Source organism: Legionella sp. PATHC035 (assembly GCF_026191115.1).
Taxonomy (GTDB): domain Bacteria; phylum Pseudomonadota; class Gammaproteobacteria; order Legionellales; family Legionellaceae; genus Legionella.
In genome coordinates this window covers 3439849-3464510 of record NZ_JAPHOT010000001.1, presented here as the reverse complement: position 1 = coordinate 3464510, position 24662 = coordinate 3439849, and the positions used below count along the sequence as shown (strand labels likewise).

Sequence of the window (24662 nt, the reverse complement as noted above, 5' to 3'; positions counted from 1 at the left end):
GGCGAAACGCTTGATCATCATCCCGAACTCAACCATGAATCTGCACTTGGAGCACCGTATGATGATCGGAGCTCCCGATTATGCTGCGCTAATCCGGGCTACAGAGGCTTTGCTTTCCCCAAGACTACGATTTCATTTTTATTTTTTCAATTCTTTTTTCACTTGAACAATGGTATCCATTCCAAATCCACGATACAGCAAAAAACGCTGTTGTTTTTGCAATTCGTCAAAAGATAAATCAAGTTGTCCTTTATTTTTTTTATGCCAAACATCCAAAGCATAAGTCAACCAATTATCTTCCTCTTGTTGCAAGAATTGCTGAATTAATTCCCTATCAATTCCTTTACTACTCAATTCCTGACTTATTTTTAAAGGTCCATAACCCTGGCGTATACGTGAACGAATGTAAACTTCTACAAAACGTCGATCACTTTGTAAATCCAAGCGTAGACATTCATCCAATGCTTCTTTTACTTCTGTTGCACTATATCCCTTTTGTTTCAATTTATCACAAAGCTCTAGTGCACTGTGCTCGCGCCTGGACAACAGGCGCACAGCACTATCAAAAGCTTTAGTCATCAACAGCCTCAAACTCTTCCGCACTAGCTGAAGCAAGCATAGGTAGCTTTTTCTCTAAAAGCTCAGTACGAATTTGCTGCTCAAGAGTCGCTGCAACTTGAGGATTATCCTTAAGGTATAAGCGCACATTATCTTTGCCTTGGCCAATCTTCTCTCCTTTATAGCTGTACCAAGCCCCAGATTTTTCAATTAGATTGAGTTGAACCCCCAAATTGATAATTTCACTTTCACGAGAAATACCTTCGTTATAGAGAATATCAAATTCCGTCATCTTGAATGGTGGTGCTACTTTATTCTTCACTACTTTAACTCGTGTTTCACTACCTAAGATTTCTTCACCTTTCTTAATTGACCCGATACGGCGAATATCTAAGCGAACAGAAGCATAGAATTTCAGTGCATTACCACCCGTAGTTGTCTCAGGGCTGCCAAACATGACACCAATTTTCATACGAATCTGGTTAATAAAAATGACTAGGGTATTGGATCGTTTAATATTTGCAGTCAGCTTACGTAAAGCCTGTGACATGAGTCGAGCTTGTAAACCAACATGAGAATCCCCCATTTCCCCTTCAATTTCCGCTTTTGGAGTCAACGCAGCAACAGAGTCGACAATAATGACATCAACAGCCGCTGAGCGTACCAACATGTCGGTAATTTCCAGTGCTTGTTCCCCAGTATCTGGCTGAGAAACGAGTAACTCATCCACATTCACACCCAGTTTTTGCGCGTAACTTGGATCTAAAGCATGTTCTGCATCGATAAATGCGGCAGTGCCACCCATTTTTTGGCACTCGGCAATAACTTGTAATGTGAGTGTTGTTTTACCAGAGGACTCTGGTCCATAAATTTCAACAATACGTCCTTTAGGTAATCCGCCAATACCCAATGCAATGTCTAATCCTAAAGATCCTGTTGAAATGGCTTCTATATCTCGAGATACGGTGCTGTCGCCCATACGCATCACTGAGCCTTTACCAAATTGACGTTCAATTTGCGAGAGGGCTGCTGATAATGCTTTTTGTTTATTTTCTTCCATAATATTTTCCAGGTAGTTATGCAAGGGTAAAATTATCACACAGATGGGAACAAGCATCAAATTGATTCAGAGATTTAAAGGAGTTTTTTCACTCAAGCCTGGGCAAAGCATGGTTGACTATAAACTTATTTATTGGTTAAATTTTTATACAGTTTTAGAATAATCCTCAACAAGAATTTAACCAAATAGCACAGCCGATGGCCGAAGACTAAACGGGTATAATCAAGAATAAATAGAGTCCAACTCCAATGTGGGGAGTACTCGACTTCCTATGAGATGCCTGTTTTTTGTATCAAGAGAAGCTTTATCCATTTTTGATGTAAGAAAGCAGGCCTGATAACGCGACTTGGCATGCAGCCAGGCGTATCGCTTGTCGATCTCCGGTAAGTTGTTTTTTTACTACTTTGGGATTCATGTCTTTAGCGGCCCAGCCAAAGCACACCGTCCCCACAGGCTTCTCAAGACTCCCTCCATCTGGTCCTGCAATGCCCGTAACCGATACGGCAACATGCCCTGCGCTGTGCAGTAAGGCACCAGTGGCCATAGCTTGGGCAACAGGCTCACTGACCGCGCCATATTCATCAATTGATTGCTTAGGAACAGACAACAACTCCTCTTTAGCTAAATTACTGTAGGTAACAAATCCGCGTTCAAACCAAACCGAACTTCCGGGAATTTCTGTGAGATAACTTGCAACAAGTCCACCAGTACATGACTCAGCAGTAACTAATTGCCAGTTCTTTTTCTTTAAAATGGCGGCAATTTCTTTGATGAGATTATCATAGGAGCTCATGAGCATACCTAAAGGAACCTGGGTTATGGCTTACGCCTTCACCCAGGTTAAAGACTTAGTGTTGTGTTTGATTTTGAGTGCCACCAGCAGGTTGATTAGAAGCTGGTTGAGTTGTTGTAGTAGTGTTTTCTGTTCCTGCAGTAGGTTGCTTGTTATTTTGCTCACCACATGCAGTTAAAGCGAGTGCTAAAACACCAGTTGCTGCAATTAACGCGAAACGATTCATTTCATTCTCCCTATAAATTTAATATTTTTTTAAATCCCTTTAGATTCTAGCAAATAAATTTAAATTCAACCATGACCTATTGATATTTCAATAAAAAAGTCAAAAACAGTGCCGATATGTATTTTAAAAATTCAAAAAATGAACAATCCACTCAGCAAATACAGTATCATTACAAGGTTGCTGTAGTGATTGTAATCCACGCTCAACTAATTCCATACCGAGTCTGTTTTTACGCAGTTCAATCAAGGCTTGAGAATAGCTTTTACTGAACTCGGGATGACCTTGGACGGTTAATAGGTTGTCCCTAATTTGCAGCATATAGAAGGGACAAAAATCACTTGTGGCCAGAACCTCTGCTTCCGAAGGGAGCGCTACAACCTGGTCCTGATGGCTCACGAGCAGGTTAAGTTGATTAAGGGATGGGGACATCCACGATTTATGTTGTGTCATTTTATTGATGGACATTCCTACCCCCCAGCCCTTGGGCGACTTAATGACTGTACCCCCTAATGCTTTCGCGATGAGCTGATGGCCAAAACAAATCCCTATGACTTTTTTTCTTGACTCATGAAGACGTCGAACAAATTCTTCAAGCGCAGCAATCCAGAGAAAACCATCGTTGACTCCGTGACGACTACCGGTAATCACATAGGCATCTGCAGTGTCGACATCGATTGGCAATTCATCTTGACGAGCATCATAAACTTTAAAGGTTAAATTGGGTTCTGCTTGCCGCAGCAATTTAATATACATCTCTGGGTAAGTGCCATGAATGGCCATTAACCCTTTTTCTACTTCATCGCATTGTAAGATTCCAATATGCATGATATTCCTCAAGGCGCCTCTGCCAATATAATCACTTCATCTATAGAGGATGAGGATCTCCATGAATCGCGGCAGTAAGAATGTTTTTGTATTGCAACGCATCAAAGAGAATTGGATTGCTTTGCGCTGAGGGATCTTCAGTCGCCATAGTCGCAATACGTGCCACATCGCGTGCATCGATGCCAATTTCAACCAGGCTGTGTTCGATGCCAAGTTCACGGCGCAATTGCAGTATCCATTCTAGAAACCCATCAAATCCATTATCAAGCTCTAAGTAAAACGCTAGACGATCTATTTTTTGTTCTATCGCTGAGCGATTGGCTTGCACTACATAAGGCATTAAAATAGCATTTAATCGACCGTGATGTGCATCATATATTGCGCCCAAAGGATGAGCGAGCGCATGCATTGCACCTAACCCTCGCTGGAACGCTGTTGCTCCCATCATTGATGCAACAAGCATTTGTGTCCTGGAATTCAAATCATTTCCATTTTGCATTACTCGAGGCAAATGTTCTTTGATTAACCGGATTCCCTCAAGAGCAATCCCTTCAGCCATTGGATGATAATTGGGGGCTGAATAAGCCTCCAGGCAATGAGATAATGCATCCATACCGGTTGCTGCCGTAATCTTCGGAGGTAAAGCAACCGTTAATTCTGGATCTAAAATAACGATGGAAGGTAACATCTTAGGATGAAAAATAATCTTCTTTCGATGGTGTTGTGTATCGGTTATCACCGAAGCACGCCCAACTTCCGAACCAGTACCTGCTGTGGTTGGCAAGGCAATCACAGGCGCTATACCGGCAACATTCACAAATCGCCAATTATCTCCTATGTCTTCAAAATCCCATAGGGGACGAGTTTGACCAACCATTAAGGCAATTGCTTTCGCAGCATCTAAAGCTGAGCCGCCCCCAAAGGCAATCACTCCATCATGTTGGCCACTTCGATAAGCATCGACACCAGCACCAACCTGTTCACCGGTGGGATTCGCTTTTACATCGGTGAACAAAGCACCATGTAAACCCGCATCGCGACAATCGGCTAATGCTGCTTCAATCATGGGTAATTGTGCAAGGTTGCTGTCCGTGACTAATAGAGGAGATTTGATACCCAGAGTATGGCACGCTTCAGTAAGCTCTCGCACACGCCCCGCCCCTACCCTTATCGAAGTCGGATAATTCCAATTAGCTTTCATTGATAATGTACTCATTCATAGATCCTTTACTGGGGTTGGTTACAATTCTGGTTCTTGGTCCAAATGCTGTCGCATTGTATAAAAACCCTAGTCGTTTGTTTTTAAATGAAAAGATTTAGGCCTGGTCAATGCCTCATATCCTATTGGAGAAAGTGTACATCCACGCCCTGAGTTTTTAACTCCAGTCCAGGCCAACGCAGGATCCAAATAATCACAACGATTCATAAAAAATGTTCCTGTGTGAAGTTGCTCTCCAATGGCGATTCCCTGATCTATATCTTGAGTGAAAACAGCTGCCGTTAAACCGTAGGCGCTGTCATTCATTAACGCAATAGCTTCGTCATCGCTGTCAACGGACATGATGCCCACTACCGGTCCGAATGTTTCTTCCGTCATGATCCGCATTTTATGGGTTACTTCCGTTAAAATTTGGGGCGCCATATAGGCCGATCCAGGCTGATCCATAACAAAGTCTTGGCTATCTATATGAGCTACAGCACCTTGTCCCATGGCCTCGCGAATCTGGGCCCGGACATATTCCGCAGCAGAAGGCCTTACGAGTGGTCCTAAGGTAGTATCCGGATCGTCAGGACGTCCGAGTTTATATTGCCTCACCAATGCTACTGCCTTATTCACAAATTGCTCATAAACCGCTTTGTGGACATAAATACGTTCAATTCCGCAACACGATTGACCTGAATTGAAGAACGCTCCATCCATCAGCGTTTCGACCGCTTTATCAATATCTGCATCAAAACGGACATACCCCGGATCTTTTCCTCCCAGTTCCAAGCCAATACTTAAAAAACGTCCGGCAGTCACTTGTTCCACCATTTCACCACCTGCAACAGAACCTGTAAAAGCAACATGATTGATCGCTGGGTGACGTAATACCTTTTCCGTGTCTGCATGAGTGAGATGCAAGTATTGGAAAACCCCTTCTGGAAGATTTGCTTCGCTAAATGCTTGGGCAAATCGTTCAGCAACAAGCGGTGTTTGTGCTGAGTGTTTTAGTAAGACAACATTTCCCGACATAATAGCTGGGATAATCGCATTCACGGCCGTAAGATAAGGATAGTTCCATGGGGCAATGACTAATGAGAGCCCTAGAGGTTCTCGTTTGATGTAGCGGATAAAGCCTGTTTTTTCAGTTAATCTGATGGGTGACAATGCAGCACTTGCGGCAGCAATCATATATCGAGCACGCTCCTCAAAACCATTAATCTCTCCAGCAGCATAACGAATTGGTCTTCCCATTTGCCAACAGATTTCCCAGGCAATCTCTTCTTTATTAGCAACCAGAGCATCTACCGCAGCGTGACAATAATGCTCACGCTCAGCCAAGGAGGTTTTAGCCCATTGTTTTTTAGCACTTGATGCCCGGTTTAATGCCGATTCGATCGCATCGTCATCAGCAAAGGTTCGCTCGACATAAAGTGAATTGTCTATAGGTGAATAGGTTTTCAATGTATCATTCATGATCTGGAAAATCCGAGTTAAATAATTTCAAAATAGCGATCCAACTCCCAATCGGTAACGTGACGGCGAAATTCACGTTCTTCCCATTCGCGAGAAGCAGCAAAATGCTCAACAAATGGTTCACCAAATAACGTACGGGCAGCTTGCGATTCCCTTAGACGAGCAGCAGCCTCCCAGAGGGTTCGTGGCAATGCGAGCTCCGCTTGATGCTTTTGCGTATAAGAATTACCCTTGATTTCTGGATAGGGCTCCAGTTCATGCTCAATTCCATACAAACCTGAGCCCAAAGCGGCGGCCAAAGCCAAATAAGGATTCGAATCAGCAGAACCTAGGCGATACTCAACGCGCTGTGACTTATCACTTCCCGGGATAACGCGTAATGCCGTGGTACGATTCTCTACCCCCCATGTCGCGTCTGTTGGTGCCCAAAATCCTGGAATGAGTCGAGAAAAGCTGTTCACAGTAGGAGAAACCATAGCTAAAAATTCAGGCATAAGTTTTTGTTGTCCTGCCACAAAATGTCTCTGAATTTTACTCATGTTATATTGCATTGTAGGGTCGAAAAAAGCACTTCCTCTACTACTTTGATGACGTAAGGACAGGTGGATGTGTCCACTTTGTCCGGGATAGTGTGGTGACCATTTAGCCATAAAGGTAGCCATCATATTATTTCGTTGGGCTAAGACCTTCATGAAGGTCTTGAATAATGCGGCCTTATCGCCGGCCTCTGCAACTTTATCTACAGCAATAGCTGCTTCTATTACCCCTGGACCTGTTTCAGCATGCAACCCTTCAATAGGAAAATCCATAATCTCACTCATATTGAGGATTTGATGATATAAGTCCGCATGAACGGTATTACGAATCATTGAGTAACCAAAAAAATCAGGGGTCATGGGTTTTAAATCACGAAAACCTTTGGAGCGTATGCTGTCTGGGGTTTCATCAAACATGAAGAATTCATATTCCAATGCCGCATAAGCGTCAAATCCCATTGAATCTGCTTTATTAATAATTCGACGAAGTAATGCTCGCGGACATAAGTTCTCTGCTTCACCAGAAAATTCAGCCATAAATAGTAGTTGATTCTCTTCAAAAACAAGATCTCGGCATGTCTCTGGCACGATGCGTACTGAAGTGTCGGGATAACCGGTATGCCACCCGGTATATTTTCCATTATCATAGAGTTTATCTTTAGAATCCCAACCCAAGATTACGTCGCAAAAAGAAAAACCATTATCTAAAGCCGAGAAGAATTTATTACGGCTCATATATTTTCCAAGCATCACCCCATCCACATCAAATAAACCAACCTTGACATGAGTGAGATTACGCTCTTCGATAATTTGTTTTGCGGCCTCAACAGACTTGACATCCTTTACAGTCAACATAGCATTTTCCTTTGCCATTCCATGATAAGTAATTGATAATATCCTAGATTCTATTCTTGAGGCTAGGGTTATTTATTGAGGTGTACCGAGACAATCATGCAAAAATAATTACTTCCTTTTTTGTCTCAAGCTCAATTTCTTTTGCTTGATAGACTCATAACCTTAATAAAAATTACATTATGGCAAACCAGTTAATTGCCACGTTTCAGTCACTTAATTTTTTTCTTCATCAAGCGGATTTTGATATCCACACTCTCTTCGTTCGATAGCCTCTACTCTACCTTAAATGATTTTGCTAAAATCGCCCCACTTTCCACTCAAATAAAAAAGCCTTCATGACCACTTCCCATACACCAATGATGCAGCAGTATTTACGCATAAAATCAGAATACCCTGATATGCTCTTGTTTTATCGTATGGGCGATTTTTATGAATTATTTTTTGATGATGCCAAACGTGCATCCCAATTGTTGGATCTTACTTTGACCCATCGAGGCCAATCTGCTGACAAACCAATTCCTATGGCCGGCGTTCCCTATCATGCAGTGGAGAATTATCTAGCAAGATTGATTAAAAAAGGGGAATCAGTAGCAATCTGTGAACAAATAGGGGATCCTGCAACCAGCAAAGGACCCGTTGAACGGCAAGTGACTCGTATCATTACTCCAGGAACAGTGACTGATGAAGCACTTTTAGAGGCTAAAAAAGATAATTTATTGCTGGCAATTCATCAACAAAAGCATCAAATTGGCCTTGCCTGGGTTGAGCTCAGTAGTGGTCGTTTTCATATACTGGAATTAACAGAAACGAATCAGCTTAGTGCCGAGCTAACACGATTACAGCCTGCTGAATTGCTTTTACAGGAGACATCTCCCTTGGAGGAATACTGCCTGAATTTCCCAATTAAACTGAGACCAGGTTGGGAATTTCACATGGATCATGCTAAAAAACTTTTATGTGAGCAATTTGCAGTACATGATCTTAGCGCGTTCGGTGAACAAGATCATCCTACTGCCCTCATTGCCGCAGGTGCTTTGTTATCTTATTTACATACGACCCAAAAACAAGCTCTTCCCCATTTAACAACAATGACACTTGAACATACCCATGATTACTTGCAAATGGATGCCTCAACCCAAAAACATTTAGAATTATTTGAAAACATGAGTGGCAGCCATGAAAACAGTTTGTTATCGTTGTTGGACAAAACCGCATGCTCCATGGGCAGTCGTCTACTCAAGCGTTGGTTAGGAAGGCCGCTCAAACAACACAACCTAATTAAAGCGCGCCAGAATGCCGTACTGGAAATCATGCAATTGCAACAGGGAATGTCACTCTATGAGCTGTTGCGTCAAACTGCTGATGTCGAACGGATTGTCTCGCGTATCGCTTTAAAATCAGCTCGGCCCCGTGATTTGGTTGCGTTAAGACATACACTAGCGTTACTTCCAGAATTGAATTCCGTTCTTGCTCATCACCAAAGCGAGCTCATCGTTGAATTAAAAAGACATATTAAACCGTTACCTGTACTCCAACACCTACTTGCGTCAGCGATTATAGAAAATCCTCCCGTATTGATTCGTGATGGCGGGGTAATCGCTCCAGGTTTTGATGAAGAATTGGATGAACTCAGAATCCTTAGTACACGTGCCAATGATAAGCTCATGTATTTAGAACAAGAAGAAAAACAAAAAACTGGTCTGTCGAGTCTGAAATTTGGCTTCAATAACGTACAAGGATATTACATCGAGCTCTCAAAAAGCCAATCAGAAAAAGCACCTCCTCATTACCACAGAAAGCAAACCTTAAAAAATGTGGAGCGATACATCACCCCAGAGTTAAAACAATTTGAAGAGAAAGTATTGTCAGCACAAGTTAAGGCTTTGGCGCGGGAAAAATGGCTCTATGACAATCTGTTGATCGAAATCCAGAACCAGATACCTGAATTAACGCTTTTAGCACAAGCGCTGGCCAAATTGGATGTATTAGCAACTCTTGCAGAACGGGCTCACAGTTTGAATTGGTGTTGCCCTACCCTGGTACCTGAATCTCAAATTTCTATTGAGGGAGGTCGTCATCCAGTAATCGAACAGTTGCTCCAAGAGCGCTTCATCGCAAATGACCTACAACTCAAACCATCGCAAAATATATTGCTCATTACCGGCCCTAACATGGGCGGTAAATCAACTTACATGCGGCAAACCGCTTTAATTGTACTTTTAGCTCATATTGGCAGTTTCGTACCTGCCAAGTCAGTCACTTTAGGCCCTATCGATAGAATTTTTACCCGTATAGGTGCCAGTGACGATTTAGCCTCCGGTCGTTCAACGTTTATGGTAGAAATGACGGAAACCGCACAAATTTTAAGACAGGCAACTCATGAGAGCCTTGTTTTAATTGATGAAATTGGTCGCGGCACCAGTACTTATGACGGTATGGCTTTGGCTTATGCCAGCTGCGCTTATCTGGCCACGACCATTAGAGCATATACTTTATTTTCTACACATTACTTTGAGTTAACCAATCTTCCCCAACAATGGCCTTGCATTCGGAATGTTCATTTGCAGGCATCCTTGGATACTGGTCGGATTATCTTTTTATATCGAGTCGAACCAGGTCATGCGAATCGAAGTTATGGCCTTGAGGTAGCAGAACTCGCGGGAATACCTGCTGAGGTTTTAACAATCGCTCATGAGCAATTAAATCATATTCAAAATCAGAATCCCTCAGCCCCTCCAATCCACACATCAGTCCAAGTGAAACCCCAATCAGCCATTCTACGCGAACTCGCTCAAATTGATCCGGATCGATTAACTGCAAGAGAGGCTCTTGATTTGATATATCGATTCAAGAGTATGGAAACAGTTGATGCCTAGCCAGTCGCAGTCCTATCATTCCGAGCACAACAAACGCTCTCTTCTAACTCCGGGCCACATCATGGAGAGCCCTCGCTTCGCTCGCGATGACGTCAAACGATTACGGATTATGTCATAGCAATCTGGTGACGCAGGTTGCTCCTTGGCCCAACATTTCCTTAAATACAAAATGCATTATGGAGCTTGATGCTGGGCCAAATGGTGATTAAGATACGATACGAAATTTCAGATTGTAACCTGGTTAAAGATAATACTGTACCCAGGCGAATACTCCGTTTAATGCCTAGCCTTTATATGTCGAATAAGTGTATATTCTTAAAAATGATTCCTATGCAAATTAAGAGGACATTTTCAGTGAAACGAGTATTGAGACTATCGTGAAAAAACTCATTTATCTGATACTTCTCATTACCTGTTTTGCGTTATTTGCTCAAAGCAATGAATCAGTATCAATGACAATTTATGGAGTTTCTGGAAAAGTCGAAGCCAATGTTGAAAAACGTTTGAATGAATTACAAAAATTAAAACCCCTGGCCGAATTCAGCTTAGATGAGTTACAAGAACAGGTCATTCAGGCAATTCAACCTTTTGGTTATTTTAAAGCGGAAGTTAAACTACAAAGACCAAACGCTCATCAGTTGACTGTTATTATTCATCCTGGTCCACAAGTCATGATTTCGCGACTTAAAATTGAACTGCTCGGCGAAGGTTCGCATAACCCCATGTTGCGGGATGCAATGAAAAATATACCACTCGCTCCAGGAGCCCCTCTCTTTACCGAGCAATACGAGCAAACCAAATTAAAACTGCTTGATACGGCAGAAAACCAAGGTTACATGCGTGCAAGCTTTAAAAAAAGTGAAATTTTAATTGATGAAGAAAACTACACAGCAGAAATTACCCTAATTCTTGACACGGGCCCTCTTTTTTATTTTGGGCAAGTGCAATTTAATCCTACATACATTAACCCAGCCTTGTTGCATCGTTTTGTGCCTTTTCATCCTGGACAAGTCTATTCTGGTGATAAAGTACTGCAGTTAAATAATGATTTATCAAATAGCGGATATTTTAGTTCGGTACTTTTAAAGCCTCAAATTACCGAAAACCCGACAGTACCGGTACAAATCTATACCGAGCCGGTATCTAAATACTCTTATACTCTTGGTGCGGGTTATGGAACAGATACGGGCGTTCGTGGACGTGCTGCTTTGCATGTAATACCCGTCAATCGCCAAGGGCATAAATTCAATCTCATGACTCAAGGCTCTTTTGTACAAAACGCAGTACAGGCTCAGTACGTTATTCCTGGGAAAAACCCAATTCAGGATCAATACACACTGACAGGCAATTTTTCAAATTTAAACTACAGTGCGGGATACAGTAATTCGTTCCTCGTCTCACTTGCCCAACAACATCGAATAACCAATTATCAGCGTACTTTATCAATAAACTCGCTTTATGAAGGATTTCATTATGCGTTTCAACCAAATACAAAACAATTTTTACTTTATCCCAAGGCAAGTATTACATGGAGCAAAACTCAAGACCTCCTCTTCTCACCCTCGGGATATAACATCACCATTAATGGTCTTGCTGCGAATCAAATCCTTTTATCAACCATTAACTATGCTCAAGCTTCATTAGACATGAAAGCTGCCATGCGCATCGAACCACTCCGTTTACGCATTTACGGACATGCAATTCAAGGATTTACAGCAATTAATAATATTAACCAGCAGCCTTTATCACTTGCATTACTTTTAGGAGGAACGGATAATTTAAAAGCATTTAGTTTTAACTCAATAGGTCCAAGTAGAATAATTAGTTATGCTGGGTTTGAAATTCAAAAAGAAACCAAAAAAAATTGGTACTTGATTGCATTTTATGATGCAGGAGCGATTTACAATCCAGCTCCTCTAAAAAGTTATTATGATGCAGGCGGTGGTTTAATGTGGGTTTCACCTATAGGTCCAATTAAAGTAGGCTTGGCACAAGCAATTAACGGCCGATGGCAGCGTGATAGCAATGGCCCACGTTTGGTGATCAGCATGGGACCCGACTTATGAAGCGATTCCTGCTAAAAACGCTCCGACTTTTAGTTAAGATGCTTTATATTAGCTGCTTATTAATTATTCTATTTGCGGGGATGGCTTTATTTTTATTAGAAACAAAGTCAGGTATAAGATCCCTAATTCAATTCAGCCATTTATATCTACCAGGCACTCTTAAAGTGCAACACATTGAGGGCAGTTTATTAAATCATTTTGTCTTCAGCGGAGTTGAGTATCAAAATAAATCTTCTCAATTAAAAATAGAACAACTTGACGTTCAATGGCTGCCTCACTCTCTGCGAGAAAGCCAATTCATAAAGGCTCAATGGCATGGCATGCAATGGAACACGGGACAAGATAAAGTGATGGCTAGTACAAAGGGAACAATCATCGCGACTGGGGTCCTACCCAACATGCAAATTAACTTACACTCTAAAGTAAGCCCTACTCCCAATGAGCATTGGCTGATGGATGCAACAATTCGTGGAAGATTCCCATGGAAATGGACATTCGATGGGAAACTGACGCCACCTGACAGGATAACCAGTGGAAATGCTGGTTTATACGCCAATTTATCTGCTCAAGGCCAGACCAGCGCTAAAAATCAGGGGCACTTGCTACTCACGATACATCCCGGTTTTTACCAAACTCCTAATGAGGATACCCTACCTCGTCTTCAATTTAAGGGTGGCTCTCTAAAAATCATTCTTTCACCCGAACAGCTTAAAGGCTCTGGGACTTTGGCCATTGATGACCAAAAAAATTTAAAACTGGAATTTAAACTTCCCAAATTTGCTCTTGATAGCGGCTTACAAGACAACCAACCCATAAGCAGTGAATTATCATTGAATGTAAGCTCATTGGACTTTTTACAAAAAATCAGTCCGGAAATTAATGACTTAAAGGGACAATTGGTTGCCTCATTCAAAGTAAGCGGTACTTTAAAAAGAAGAATTATTGAAAGTCGACTTCTACTCAGTAAAACCAGCCTTTCCTTACCTAAAATAGGACTTCATCTCGATACACTTGAAATGAATGTGCACGGGAAACAAAACTCCTGGGAAGCAATCGGTTCGGCAGTCTCTGCAGGCCATCATTTATCACTTACCGGAAAAGGAAATCTAAGCACCCAATTTAGGGGAAATTTCACTCTAGAAGGTGAAAATTTTCCATTGGTTCAAACCAGCGAATATACAATCCATATTTCCCCAAAACTTAATCTTAATATCACACCAACCAAGCAAATTCTTTCGGGTACCATTTTGGTTCCTTATGCTCAAATTCAACCTCGATCATTCCACAACAGTATTTCGTTACCGGATGACGTGGTTTATAAGCGTAAAGAGAAAGCCTCCCCTGCCTTTACACTAATTAACGACATGGATATTGGTCTTGAAATGGGTAAAGAAGTGGCACTCAATGTTAAGGGATTAAAAGGGAATTTGGATGGAACACTGCATGTAAAACAATCGCAACAGAATTCAATTAATGCCTACGGAGAATTATCCGTTAGAAACGGTACTTATAAGGCTTATGGACAAGATTTAGCGATACAACAGGGACAACTCATTTTTACTGGAGGACCTATTTCTAATCCAAGAATTAACGTTCGTGCAGCAAAAAAAATTAGTACTTCACCCACAAGTTTTTCCAGTTCCAGCCAACTCTTAGACTTTAACAGTACGAACCTGCAAAACATTAATTATGGTGAAACCATGACTTTAGGTGTAGAAGTAACAGGTCGGTTATCCCGTCCGAAAATTCAATTATTTTCTGAGCCTGCTGTTCTTTCTCAAGCAGATATTCTTTCCATGCTTGTTCTAAGGCGACCAGCAAATCAGGCAAATAAGGCTGGAGGACAATTGCTGCTCGCAGCGATATCGTCGATGAACTTAGGAAGCAATACCAACAGCCTCCAACTTTTAGAGCAACTCAAACAAACTGCAGGTATTGATTTTAATGTGCAAACCAATACGAATTACAACCAAATCACCAACACCTCAAGTGACACAACTTCTTTGGTGGTTGGAAAATCGCTCTCAAAACGCCTTTATTTAAGCTACAACATTGGCCTCTCCCAAACGGATACCAATATGTTAACCCTCAGATATTTACTCAACCGATTTTTTAGTATTCAAATAAGCAACAGTGATACCAGCAGTGCCATTGATTTTTTGTATACCTCAAATAAGAAAATTAAAAAACGGAAAGACTGAATTGCTTATCATCCGCCTCATCCTCATCTCCTGAAGTAATCACGTCATCCGATCGTAGCGAGAGATCCCCATCATAAAACCCGCGCTTCGCAAGGAGCTCCATCGCTCGGGAGGGGAAACTTTCGCAAGCCCGAGTGCCACTGCATTTTCACTCAAGCGACAAGAGTTATGTTAAAATACTTCCACTTTTATTTTGGCTCTTCGCTACGAGCTGTACAAAATGAACCAATAACAGGATCAATTCCATGACCGACTACACCATTCCTTTAAGATTGACTCGTTTAAGAAGCAATGCGATGTCGCGTGCTTTAGTTAGAGAAACACGGTTGCATCCTCAGCAATTTATCGCTCCTTTATTTATTAGCGAACTTATTAATGAGCCTCAAGAAATAAGTGCTATGCCTGGTCAATTTCAATTAAGCCTCGATTGCCTTCCTCAGGAAATTGAATTACTTAGTTCTTTAGGTATTCCTGCAGTCCTGCTATTTGGTATTCCTAAATATAAAGATGCTTATGGCAGTGAATCATTCAATGATGAAGGCATCATTCAACAAGCGATAAAAAAAATTCGCACTGTGAATAAAGACATCTTAATCATTACTGATCTTTGTTTTTGTGAGTACACGGATCATGGGCATTGTGGTGTGCTCAATGGCGAATGCATTGATACCGATAAGACATTAACTTTTCTTGCAAAACAAGCTGTTAGTCATGCAAAAGCGGGTGCTGATTGGGTCGCGCCTAGCGGAATGACCGATGGGATGGTCCATGCGATTCGTCATGCTCTAGATGCACAAGGATATCAGCATATCCCTATATTAAGTTACAGTGCGAAATATTGCTCCTGCCTGTATGGACCTTTTAGAGAGGCAGCACAGGGAGCACCAAAATTTGGCAATCGCAAGAGCTACCAAATGGATCCCGCTAATGGCGCTGAAGCTTTAAGAGAAACAGCGTTAGACCTTGAGGAAGGTGCCGATATGATGATGGTTAAACCGGCAGGATTTTACTTGGATGTTATCGCAAAACTAAAGCAACATTTTCCTGAGGTGCCCCTTTGTGCTTATCAAGTAAGTGGTGAATATTCAATGATTAAAATAGCTGCCCAAAACCAACTCATCAATGAAGAACACGCCATCATAGAGAGCTTAACGGCGATAAAACGTGCTGGGGCAGATTTTATCATTTCTTACTTCGCTAAAGATATCGCACGATTAATATCTCAGCATAAATTTTCATAAAAAACTTAACTCTTTGTAAGCCCGTAAATGGCCCAAGACGAATGGTGATAGACACTAAGCGATTTTACGATATACTCTTGGTGCGTTTTTAGATGTAGAAAAGCCGATTGGTTTAGATCAGTACGTTTTCTTTAGACATTGAACAAGATAACACGAACCAATCATTTATAATTAAACGGAGAAAAAGATATAATGAATTTATTATTTAAAGGTTTTTCAGCAATTGCTTTAAGTCTAAGTGCTGTCACAGCTTTTGCAAGTCCAGCTTATCTAGTCACTCACAATAATACCCCTGAAGAATCAAATGCTTATATAGCAGGTGTTCCTTCGGCATACCCAACTGCTGGCAATTCAACACAAAAAGTTTATTGGAATCTCGTAAAATTAGCCTGCTATGGACATACGACTGGCAAACAATGCACCGCAGTAATTAAAATGGCTACCAATACTTCTAATCCAGTTGAAGTAGGCGAGGTTCATATGGATCTTGATTCTGGTGATATTACTCCAAAATATTTATCAAAGAATGGATATACTCTGACCGTAAATGGACCTGGTGAAGCGACCATAAACAAAGGATAATTTTTCCATATACGCCAGGAGGCGGATCTCGCCTCCATCTCGGTACCCACCTATCGATAAAACATGAATTTAAGAAATATAAAGCGAAACGGCCCTGCCCCCAAGATCCATTAGAAATGGTTCGCCGTCTCGACATCCCGACGATTTTAAGACGCCTGATCTCTTGATTTAACATCCATAACGCGGGTAGCACATTAGAGCCTCTCTCTACATATGGAATGATGTTTATGCCTAATAAAATGATTACTGGGCACATTAATTCATAAATAAAAAAGCCACATGAAGTGGCTTTTTACGATTCAGAATATATGAACTATTTATTTTGTTGGTGCTTCAGGCACTTTATCAATAACCCATGTCAATTGAGCACCCACTAGATCAGCAGCAAAATTTCCGCCGTCAATATTTACATTGTATTCAGAAGTTGTTGAAAGAGCCTGGAAGGAATTAACATCTGGTCTAGACCCTGCAAACAAGTGAGTATAGCCTACGTCGACACCAACATTGGGTCGCCATTGATAATGAGCACCCACAGCAACAGCCCAACGATCGACGTCAGGTAAGCGAATATTTCTAAACGTATCATTTGTAGGGGTCTGATCATAACCACCACCCAAACGGAGCATTAATTTGGGGTTCACCCAATAATTGGCACCGAGAGCAACACGCCAAGAATCATGGTAATCTTGTATAACATTACTCTCAATGTTTGCCTGAGTCACATTAAAAAATGGTGGTGCTCCAATATTGGGTACCGCAACATTATTTAATTGAATGTTTTTAAACACACCCCAGCCAGTGTATACAACCGAACCTAATAAAGCCAATTTGTCATTGATGTCTTGATAAGCACTTAATGTAACCACATCTGGGAATTCTTGTGGGTTACTAAATAAGTCATCATTTGTACGGGATGCTGAAGGAGGCAATATTGGAAAAACCAATTCAAAATTATTATTAGCCAATATTCCAGAAAAACGGCTATGTCCATAGAAAACATGGCGCACTCTGGATTGATAATTAAGACCTATCCGGGTGTGATTGTCGTTAAACATTCCCATCGCACCAACATGGAATCCAACGCCCCAAGATGAAGCTTTGTTATAGCTTAAAGAATCAACCTTAGCGGGATCTTCTTGCAGCAGCAAGAACAGAGTCGGCGCACCAATCATTTGATTAAACTTTGCACGAGCCCATTGCAGATCCAGACCAGCTCCCAAAGCAAAATGCTCAGTAAGTCGAGTACCTAATTCTGGCGAAATATTAGTTGTTAAAATTTCGGTATAAGTCGCTGAATAGCGTACTGGGGAATCAGGAGCCCAATCAGTAGCTAATCCAAATGGAGCAGTAACACTTAAACCAAAAGTAGTACGCTCACCTAACGGTAAAGCGTAATGGAATGAAGGAACAAAAGCATCATAACTGCCATCAACTCCTTCAAAATTTTGTACGTATTGAACCACTGGAGGGAAAGGTGGGGGAAGACCCGTGGAAGTAGTAAATGTACTTGAGCCATCCATTTTCAGGGTGGGAAATATGCCGATACCACCGAAAACCACTTGCTGCTCACGAAGTAAAGCTAAACCGGCAGGGTTATACCAACCTGTTGATGCATCGGCTGCTTCAGCTGCAGAACCTGCGGCGTAATTACCAACTGCATATCCAGCCCCTTCTCCGTATAAAGAGAATCCAGCTGCATGAGCTCCACCAGCAGCAGCTAGAACACTGATAACAGCAGCGTTAACTAGTGTTCTTAAAGGTTTGTGCATATTTTTCACTCCTTATTACTCCTTAATTACATACCTCAAAATTTGAATAAAATACGTCCGCTAAAAAGCGAGTGTACCTTGTTTTCAAATCATTAAAAACACCTTCAAAATACTTTTTTCTTATTTAGATTCAACAGCTAATGAATATTAATTCATTGTGAAGCAATTGCGTCCATCATGGTTAATTAATGAGTAATATTGCCCTTGAATTTTGAATTCCTGTTCTGAAGGCTTGTGCTGCTCCTCCCCTCCATGGTAATGTGTATTAATTTTGTGCGGAAATGAATCATGCAACAAATAGTAACCAAATTTGGTGGTACCAGCGTTTCAACTCGTAATACATGGAATAATATCGCCTCCATTACTAAGAAACATATAAATTCTGGGGTACAGCCTGTAATTGTTTGCTCCGCCCTAACGCAAGTTTCCAATAAACTTGAAAAAGCCATAGAGGCTGCTTTGATCAATGAACATCAGAGTATTTTGACTGATATTCGTAATGGACATCTCAATCTTGCGGAACAACTTGAGGTAGATCCTGAGTTAATTGCTAAAGATCTGCTTCAATTAGAACAATGGCTCACAGGTATTGCCTTATTGAAACAAGCTCCCGCCAAGACCCATGCGGAAATTTTAAGTATGGGCGAACTCATGATGACTCGCCTGGGTCATGCGTTTCTCGAAAAGCAAGGAATTCATTGTACATGGTACGATGCTCGTGAACTGTTAACCAGTATCCCATTCCCTGATGGAGGGTCTGCGAATTATCTTTCCGCTCGTTGTGAGAGTGAATATGATCCTGAATTAGCTGAAAAATTTATCTCCTGTGGCGCTCAAGCCATTATCACTCAAGGTTTTTTTGCTGCAAATCCACAAGGTGAAACCGTTTTACTAGGTAGAGGGGGATCGGATACTTCAGCTGCTCTGCTCGCAGGGAAACTTCAAGCTGCATCGTGTGAAATATGGACGGATGTTCCTGGAATATATACAGCTAATCCACATCAACTGCCACAAGCCCGCTTATTAAAGAAATTAAACTACGATGAGGCGCAGGAAATTGCAACTATGGGTGCCAAAGTATTACACCCGAATTGCATTCCTCCTGTTCGTCGAGCCAATATTCCAATGTCCGTGAAATTTACACAAATGCCGGAACATTCGGGAACGCTCATCACCAAAGATATTGATGAAACGGCCCCTCTCATTAAATCCATTCAGATAAAAAACAGTATCCTATTGATCTCTATTGATACCTTACATATGTGGCAACAAGTTGGTTTTTTATCTGATGTATTTACCGCCTTTAAACATCATGGTTTCTCAGTAGACTTACTCTCGTCTTCCGAGTTTAACGTGACTTTATCTCTCGATATCAATAGCAAAATACACGATCGACCAGCGATTAATGCTCTATTAGCAGAATTAAATCAATTCGGTCGCGCGAAACTCATTGAACCCTGTAGCGCAGTAAGTCTCGTTGGTCATCACATCAGAACAGTATTGCCACAACTTGGCCCAGCTTTAGAAGTTTTTGAAGCCAAACAAGTCTATTTAATGTCCCTTGCATCCAATGATTTGAACCTTACGTTTGTTGTTGATGAATCACAGGCAAATCAATTATGCCAAAAGCTGCATCATTTGCTCATCGAAAATAACCCTCAAATTTTTTATTACTCAAAAAGTTGGCATGAAGAGTTTGGAAAACCTACTGTGCGTAGTATTCCATGGTGGGAAAAAGAGCGTGATCATTTATTAACCATTGCTTCACTCAATTCACCTTGCTATGTTTACCATAGCGACACCCAAGCTGCCCGAGCCAAGCAACTACTGGCTTTAAAATCGATTGATACACTTTTTTATGCGATAAAAGCCAATCCTCATCCCTCGATTTTAAAAACTATGGAAAAAGAAGGCATCGGTTTTGAATGTGTTTCTATTCAAGAACTGAATAGAATATTGGAACTCTTTCCGGGCATAGACCGAAAGCGAATTCTATTTACTCCAAATTTTGCACCAAAAACCGAGTATGAGTATGCATTAAGCATCGGTTGTTATGTCACCATAGATAGCTTATATCCCTTGGAGCACTGGCCTGAGCTATTCAAAAACCGTGAAGTCATTATTCGTATCGATCCAGGTACTGGGGCTGGCCATCACAAGCACGTTTCAACAGGAGGCAATGAGTCAAAATTTGGTATTACACAAAGTGATATTGAGCAAGTTGTCGCATTAACCCAAAAAAATCATATCCAAGTAGTGGGATTGCATGCTCATTCAGGAAGCGGCATTCTAACCCCTGAATTGTGGCAACAAACGGCTTTAATGCTCGCGTCTTTAACGGAGCAATTCCCGCACGTTCAATCGATTAATCTAGGTGGAGGATTGGGCGTAGTGGAAAAACCAGGGCAACAACCATTGGATTTTACAAGTTTGGATGCCTTGTTAATGGCGGTAAAGACGCGTTATCCACAAATTAAAATTTGGCTTGAGCCCGGACGATTTTTTGTGGCAGAAAGTGGTGTCATTCTTGCCAAAGTCACTCAATGCAAAGAAAAAGGTAAGGTAAAATTTGTTGGCATCGAAACAGGCATGAACTCCCTAATTCGTCCCTCTTTATATGGTGCTTACCATGAGATAGTGAACTTAAGTAGATTGTATGAAGAAAAAGCCGGATTTTCCCATATAGTTGGTCCAATTTGTGAATCAGGTGACACCCTTGGCTATGACCGATTATTACCCGTGACAGAAGAAGGTGATGTATTATTAATCGCCAACGCGGGAGCTTATGGCCGGTGCATGAGTTCACATTACAATTTGCGCCCGCCAGCACAAGAAATCGTTATTGAATAAGTCTTCCCTCTCCCCATATAGGTTGCACCTGGTACAACGACAACAGCCATTATGATTCAGTGATGTTGGGCCAAGGCCCAGCCTACATGGGAGAAGGTGCCGATCAAGGCGAATGAAGACCACTTACATTCTCTAACAAGAAACATACAGGGATAAAAACAATGTTAGTCGACAGTGATCAACGAATCCAAGCTACGGATCCTTCCTTATCATTTATTGTTCAAGCTCCTGCAGGCTCAGGAAAAACTGAAATTCTCACCCAACGTTATTTGAGACTGTTAAGCACTGTCACTGCCCCAGAACAAATTATCGCGCTCACATTCACCCGTAAAGCCGCAAGCGAAATGCGCGAACGTATTGTGCATGCCTTACGGCAGGCAGCAAATAAAAAAAAGGCCGATACCCCCCATCAACAAAAAACACTTGCGTTCGCTGGAGAGGCGCTTCAACGTGATGCACAATTTCAATGGAATTTATTACAACAGCCGAATCGATTGAAAGTAATTACGATTGACTCTTTATGCCAAAGCATCAATCAAGCAATTCCTCTTTTGGAAAAGCAAATTGCTTATTCACAAATTACGGAAAAAGTAGCGAGTCATTATTTAAATGCAGGACGACGCTGTATTCAATTTGCCCTGGCTACCCCTGAATACCAAAAAGCAATCAAAGTACTCTTGTTGCATGTGGATAACCGCCAAGACCGACTGCTGGAACTCTTTACCACGCTCCTTTCTCAAAGGGATCAATGGCTAGCCCCTTTGTTTCAGGCACGTGCTCAAGAAAAATCGACTTTTGAACGCGCGCTGCAACTGATAGAGCAACACGAGTTAAAGCGATTCAAACAAAGTCTCCCCCCACATCTAAGTGCGGATTTGACTCGATATGCACGTGAATTAGCGCTTATAGAAAACAACCCCAGTTCGCCACGTTACCCTCTCAAAGATTGGTATGATTTTCAACAGACAAATCAAGAAACTGCAGCCGCCTTGAGTAAATTATTGCTGACAGGCGATGGGAATTTACGCAAAAGTTTTGATCACCATGTTGGCTTGCTAAGCACCTCCTGTCCGGCTGAGGAATACAAGCGACTCAAAAATGCAAGTAAAGAATTACTCACTGAGTTAAATGAGTTCCCTGATTTCCTTGAAGCATTAATCCAAGTCAGTAATTTGCCTGCACCAGAATATGATCCCGAGCAATGGGAGGTTCTGCAAGCCCTGTTTTTGTTGCTCCCTATTCTTGTAGGTCATTTGCACGTTTTATTTAGCGAACACAACGAAATTGACTTCACTGCCATCGCTCAACAAGCATTAAATGCCTTAGGTAATGAAGAAAATCCAACTGATTTAGCTTTATATTTGGATCATACTCTTCAACATATTCTGGTTGATGAATTTCAGGATACTTCGATTACCCAATTTGAACTGTTAACTAAACTCGTTTGGGGATGGGAAGAAGGCGATGGAAGAACGCTTTTTATTGTGGGCGATCCCATGCAATCCATCTATCGTTTTCGGCAAGCAGAAGTAGGCTTATTCTTTCGTGCTAAAGAACAAGGTATAGGCCCTGTTACACTCCTGCCTCTAGAGTTAAGCTGTAATTTTCGATCGACACCAACCATTGTTAATTGGGTTAATAATCAGTTCACCCATATTTTCCCTAGGCAAGTCGATATAGAATCTGGAGCTGTTTCATTTCATCCAAGTGTCAATGTCATTCAAAATAAAGAATGCAGCATGGTACAGGCCCTGCAATTTAAAAGTCGAAAACAGGAAGCAAAAAAACTCATAGAAATCATCCAGCACGAGCTGCACACTGATCCTGAGCAAACTATGGCGATTCTTGTGCGGTCAAGAACCCAACTTAGCGAAATTATTCGTCTCTTACGCCAACATCAAATCCCCTATCAAGGCACTGATATTACTTTATTAGCCAATCTAGGCCACTTACGTGATGTTTGGTCATTAACTCATGCTTTATTGACACCCGCTAATCGTCTCTCCTGGCTCGCTGTCCTACATAGTCCCTATTGTGGTTTGTCTTTAAGTGATATTCATGCCATAGCCCAGTTCAATAAAAAAAAATCGATTTACTTTGCTTTATTACATTTAGACAAGATCTCTGGCCTCAGTGAAGAAGGCAGGATTCGCGCGAGTTATTTGATACGCGTCATGCACAAATCACTCAGCCAAAGATATGAAACCCAACTCTCAGCTTGGGTGATCAGAACCTTAAAAGAATTGCATATTGAACACATCCTAAATGCCAATCAACTCAATGATCTCGAACAATTCTGGACCTTGCTTGATCGTTATCAACAAGACGGTCGCTTATCGGATATGAAAGAATTTCTCGCAGAACTGAATAAACTCTATTCACAACAAGCAAATCCTTCACGTTTACACGTGATGACGATTCATAAATCTAAAGGATTGGAGTTTGATACTGTATTTCTTCCTGGTTTAGGGACACAACCCAATCGTGGTGATAATCCGATGTTACGTTGGCTCAATTTACCTACTCAAAAGCATGGAAATTTGTTGCTGATGTCGCCTATCCACGGGGCACATCAAGAGCATTGTGCGTTATATGATTACTTAAGTCAGTTAGATGGAGTAAAAAGTCGTTATGAAGCGCAACGATTACTGTATGTTGCTGTAACACGTGCAAAGTCGCGCTTGTATTTAACGGATCACTCAGAAAAATCGTCTAAAACTTCATTTCGAAATCTTCTAAAAAATATAGAGTTTATTGCAGAAGAGCCCTTATCCAGTATTGAAGAATCAAATCAGTATTTACCCAAAATCGGACGCTTACCCCTCCTTTATTATCAAAATGTAACAACTGAAACCCTTGAAATGCTCGCCCATGCCAAGACCACATCATCCTCTTTATCAACGACTATTCCTCGACTCATCGGTATAGTAACGCACCAATTATTGCAATGGATCTGTGATAATCACCCCAAAACCCTCAGCGAAGTCCCCTGGAGTTTTGCCCGTTATGAATTACGGAAGCTAGGCTTCGATGAGTCAATGCAACATGAAGCCCTAATCAGTATGCAAGAACAAATCGCCCGGATGTTTGAAGATCAAACAGGGTTATGGATCATTAGTAAACATCATCAAGAACAAAACGAATACGAATTATTGGTAGAACAGCAAAATAGACCGATTACCCGGATTATTGATCGTACTTTTGAGGATCAAGGAAAACGCTGGATTATCGACTTCAAGACTGGAAAGGAGGATGAAACCTCATTGATAAAACACCGAGCTCAATTGAATGAGTACGGCTCTTATATATCAAAACAAACACCTTTACCTATCTATTGCGGAATTTATTATCTCCCGAGCAATCATTGGATTAGTTGGCAATATGAGCCTTCTGAACTGCTTATCACAGAGAATATTTCCCCTTAGGGTCTGTTTACAATTCGTTGGATTGAGTCAAAATGGTGTGATTTTAGAGCACAGAAACGCAGCTTACACGAAGAATGTAGGTGTCGTAGCGCATAAAATCAGGCCATTTTGGCCTAGAA

At 41.4% G+C, this 24662-nt stretch carries 16 protein-coding genes; 7 read left to right on the top strand and 9 right to left on the bottom strand.

Going from position 1 to position 24662, the window contains the following annotated elements; translation table 11 throughout:
- Positions 1–138: 138 nt before the first annotated feature.
- The 8 genes from recX to OQJ13_RS14980 all read right to left on the bottom strand — a co-directional run bounded on the left by recX (position 139) and on the right by OQJ13_RS14980 (position 7533).
- Positions 139–579 (bottom strand): recombination regulator RecX, encoded by a 441-nt coding sequence (gene recX / locus OQJ13_RS15015; protein WP_265711657.1) that lies wholly within the window; start codon positions 577–579, stop codon positions 139–141.
- Entirely contained in the window at positions 572–1618 is a 1047-nt protein-coding gene (recA, locus tag OQJ13_RS15010; RefSeq protein ID WP_028381962.1) for a recombinase RecA, read from the bottom strand. The genes recX and recA overlap by 8 nt, the downstream gene beginning before the upstream one ends.
- Positions 1619–1922: 304 nt before the next feature.
- Entirely contained in the window at positions 1923–2411 is a 489-nt protein-coding gene (locus OQJ13_RS15005; protein WP_265711656.1) for a CinA family protein, read from the bottom strand.
- Positions 2412–2466: 55 nt separating this feature from the next.
- Positions 2467–2637 (bottom strand): hypothetical protein, encoded by a 171-nt coding sequence (locus tag OQJ13_RS15000; protein ID WP_265711655.1) that lies wholly within the window; start codon positions 2635–2637, stop codon positions 2467–2469.
- Positions 2638–2760: 123 nt separating this feature from the next.
- Positions 2761–3462, bottom strand: a complete 702-nt coding sequence (locus OQJ13_RS14995) for a glutamine amidotransferase-related protein (protein ID WP_265711654.1) — start codon at positions 3460–3462, stop codon at positions 2761–2763.
- Positions 3463–3502: 40 nt separating this feature from the next.
- Entirely contained in the window at positions 3503–4678 is a 1176-nt protein-coding gene (locus tag OQJ13_RS14990) for an iron-containing alcohol dehydrogenase (RefSeq protein ID WP_265711653.1), read from the bottom strand.
- Between the two features lie 72 nt (positions 4679–4750).
- Positions 4751–6142 carry an aldehyde dehydrogenase family protein gene (locus OQJ13_RS14985; protein ID WP_265711652.1) on the bottom strand — a complete coding sequence of 464 codons (1392 nt, stop codon included), beginning with the start codon at positions 6140–6142 and terminating at the stop codon, positions 4751–4753.
- Between the two features lie 17 nt (positions 6143–6159).
- Complete coding sequence (locus OQJ13_RS14980; protein ID WP_265711651.1) at positions 6160–7533, bottom strand: glutamine synthetase family protein; 1374 nt, start codon at positions 7531–7533, stop codon at positions 6160–6162.
- Between the two features lie 335 nt (positions 7534–7868).
- On the opposite strand from OQJ13_RS14980, the gene mutS reads away from it, so the two are divergent.
- The 5 genes from mutS to OQJ13_RS14955 all read left to right on the top strand — a co-directional run bounded on the left by mutS (position 7869) and on the right by OQJ13_RS14955 (position 16499).
- Complete coding sequence (mutS, locus tag OQJ13_RS14975; protein ID WP_265711650.1) at positions 7869–10409, top strand: DNA mismatch repair protein MutS; 2541 nt, start codon at positions 7869–7871, stop codon at positions 10407–10409.
- A gap of 377 nt (positions 10410–10786) precedes the next feature.
- The gene (locus tag OQJ13_RS14970; RefSeq protein ID WP_265711649.1) at positions 10787–12475 is read left to right on the top strand and encodes an autotransporter assembly complex protein TamA; all 1689 of its coding nucleotides are present in this window, start codon (positions 10787–10789) and stop codon (positions 12473–12475) included.
- Positions 12472–14676, top strand: coding sequence for a translocation/assembly module TamB domain-containing protein (locus OQJ13_RS14965; protein ID WP_265711648.1), 2205 nt, complete (start codon positions 12472–12474; stop codon positions 14674–14676). The genes OQJ13_RS14970 and OQJ13_RS14965 overlap by 4 nt, the downstream gene beginning before the upstream one ends.
- A gap of 245 nt (positions 14677–14921) precedes the next feature.
- Positions 14922–15917: a porphobilinogen synthase gene (hemB, locus tag OQJ13_RS14960; RefSeq protein WP_265711647.1), complete on the top strand. Its 996-nt coding sequence runs from the start codon at positions 14922–14924 to the stop codon at positions 15915–15917.
- Between the two features lie 192 nt (positions 15918–16109).
- Positions 16110–16499, top strand: coding sequence for a hypothetical protein (locus OQJ13_RS14955; protein WP_028381973.1), 390 nt, complete (start codon positions 16110–16112; stop codon positions 16497–16499).
- Between the two features lie 317 nt (positions 16500–16816).
- Here OQJ13_RS14955 and OQJ13_RS14950 read toward each other — a convergent pair whose 3' ends face one another.
- Positions 16817–18277: an OmpP1/FadL family transporter gene (locus OQJ13_RS14950; protein ID WP_265711646.1), complete on the bottom strand. Its 1461-nt coding sequence runs from the start codon at positions 18275–18277 to the stop codon at positions 16817–16819.
- A 279-nt stretch (positions 18278–18556) separates the two neighbouring features.
- On the opposite strand from OQJ13_RS14950, the gene OQJ13_RS14945 reads away from it, so the two are divergent.
- Both OQJ13_RS14945 and OQJ13_RS14940 read left to right on the top strand, forming a co-directional pair.
- The gene (locus tag OQJ13_RS14945) at positions 18557–21118 is read left to right on the top strand and encodes a bifunctional aspartate kinase/diaminopimelate decarboxylase (RefSeq protein ID WP_265711645.1); all 2562 of its coding nucleotides are present in this window, start codon (positions 18557–18559) and stop codon (positions 21116–21118) included.
- A gap of 161 nt (positions 21119–21279) precedes the next feature.
- Entirely contained in the window at positions 21280–24543 is a 3264-nt protein-coding gene (locus tag OQJ13_RS14940) for a UvrD-helicase domain-containing protein (protein WP_265711644.1), read from the top strand.
- Positions 24544–24662: the final 119 nt, after the last annotated feature.

Coding starts and splice junctions, on each gene's coding strand:
- mutS (WP_265711650.1), top strand. CDS start 7,869: ATGACCACTTCCCATACACCAATGATGCAGCAGTATTTACGCATAAAA.
- OQJ13_RS14980 (WP_265711651.1), bottom strand. CDS start 7,533: ATGTTGACTGTAAAGGATGTCAAGTCTGTTGAGGCCGCAAAACAAATT.
- OQJ13_RS15000 (WP_265711655.1), bottom strand. CDS start 2,637: ATGAATCGTTTCGCGTTAATTGCAGCAACTGGTGTTTTAGCACTCGCT.
- OQJ13_RS14990 (WP_265711653.1), bottom strand. CDS start 4,678: ATGAGTACATTATCAATGAAAGCTAATTGGAATTATCCGACTTCGATA.
- recX (WP_265711657.1), bottom strand. CDS start 579: ATGACTAAAGCTTTTGATAGTGCTGTGCGCCTGTTGTCCAGGCGCGAG.
- OQJ13_RS14995 (WP_265711654.1), bottom strand. CDS start 3,462: ATGCATATTGGAATCTTACAATGCGATGAAGTAGAAAAAGGGTTAATG.
- OQJ13_RS14955 (WP_028381973.1), top strand. CDS start 16,110: ATGAATTTATTATTTAAAGGTTTTTCAGCAATTGCTTTAAGTCTAAGT.
- OQJ13_RS15005 (WP_265711656.1), bottom strand. CDS start 2,411: ATGAGCTCCTATGATAATCTCATCAAAGAAATTGCCGCCATTTTAAAG.
- OQJ13_RS14985 (WP_265711652.1), bottom strand. CDS start 6,142: ATGAATGATACATTGAAAACCTATTCACCTATAGACAATTCACTTTAT.
- recA (WP_028381962.1), bottom strand. CDS start 1,618: ATGGAAGAAAATAAACAAAAAGCATTATCAGCAGCCCTCTCGCAAATT.
- OQJ13_RS14940 (WP_265711644.1), top strand. CDS start 21,280: ATGTTAGTCGACAGTGATCAACGAATCCAAGCTACGGATCCTTCCTTA.
- OQJ13_RS14965 (WP_265711648.1), top strand. CDS start 12,472: ATGAAGCGATTCCTGCTAAAAACGCTCCGACTTTTAGTTAAGATGCTT.
- OQJ13_RS14945 (WP_265711645.1), top strand. CDS start 18,557: ATGCAACAAATAGTAACCAAATTTGGTGGTACCAGCGTTTCAACTCGT.
- hemB (WP_265711647.1), top strand. CDS start 14,922: ATGACCGACTACACCATTCCTTTAAGATTGACTCGTTTAAGAAGCAAT.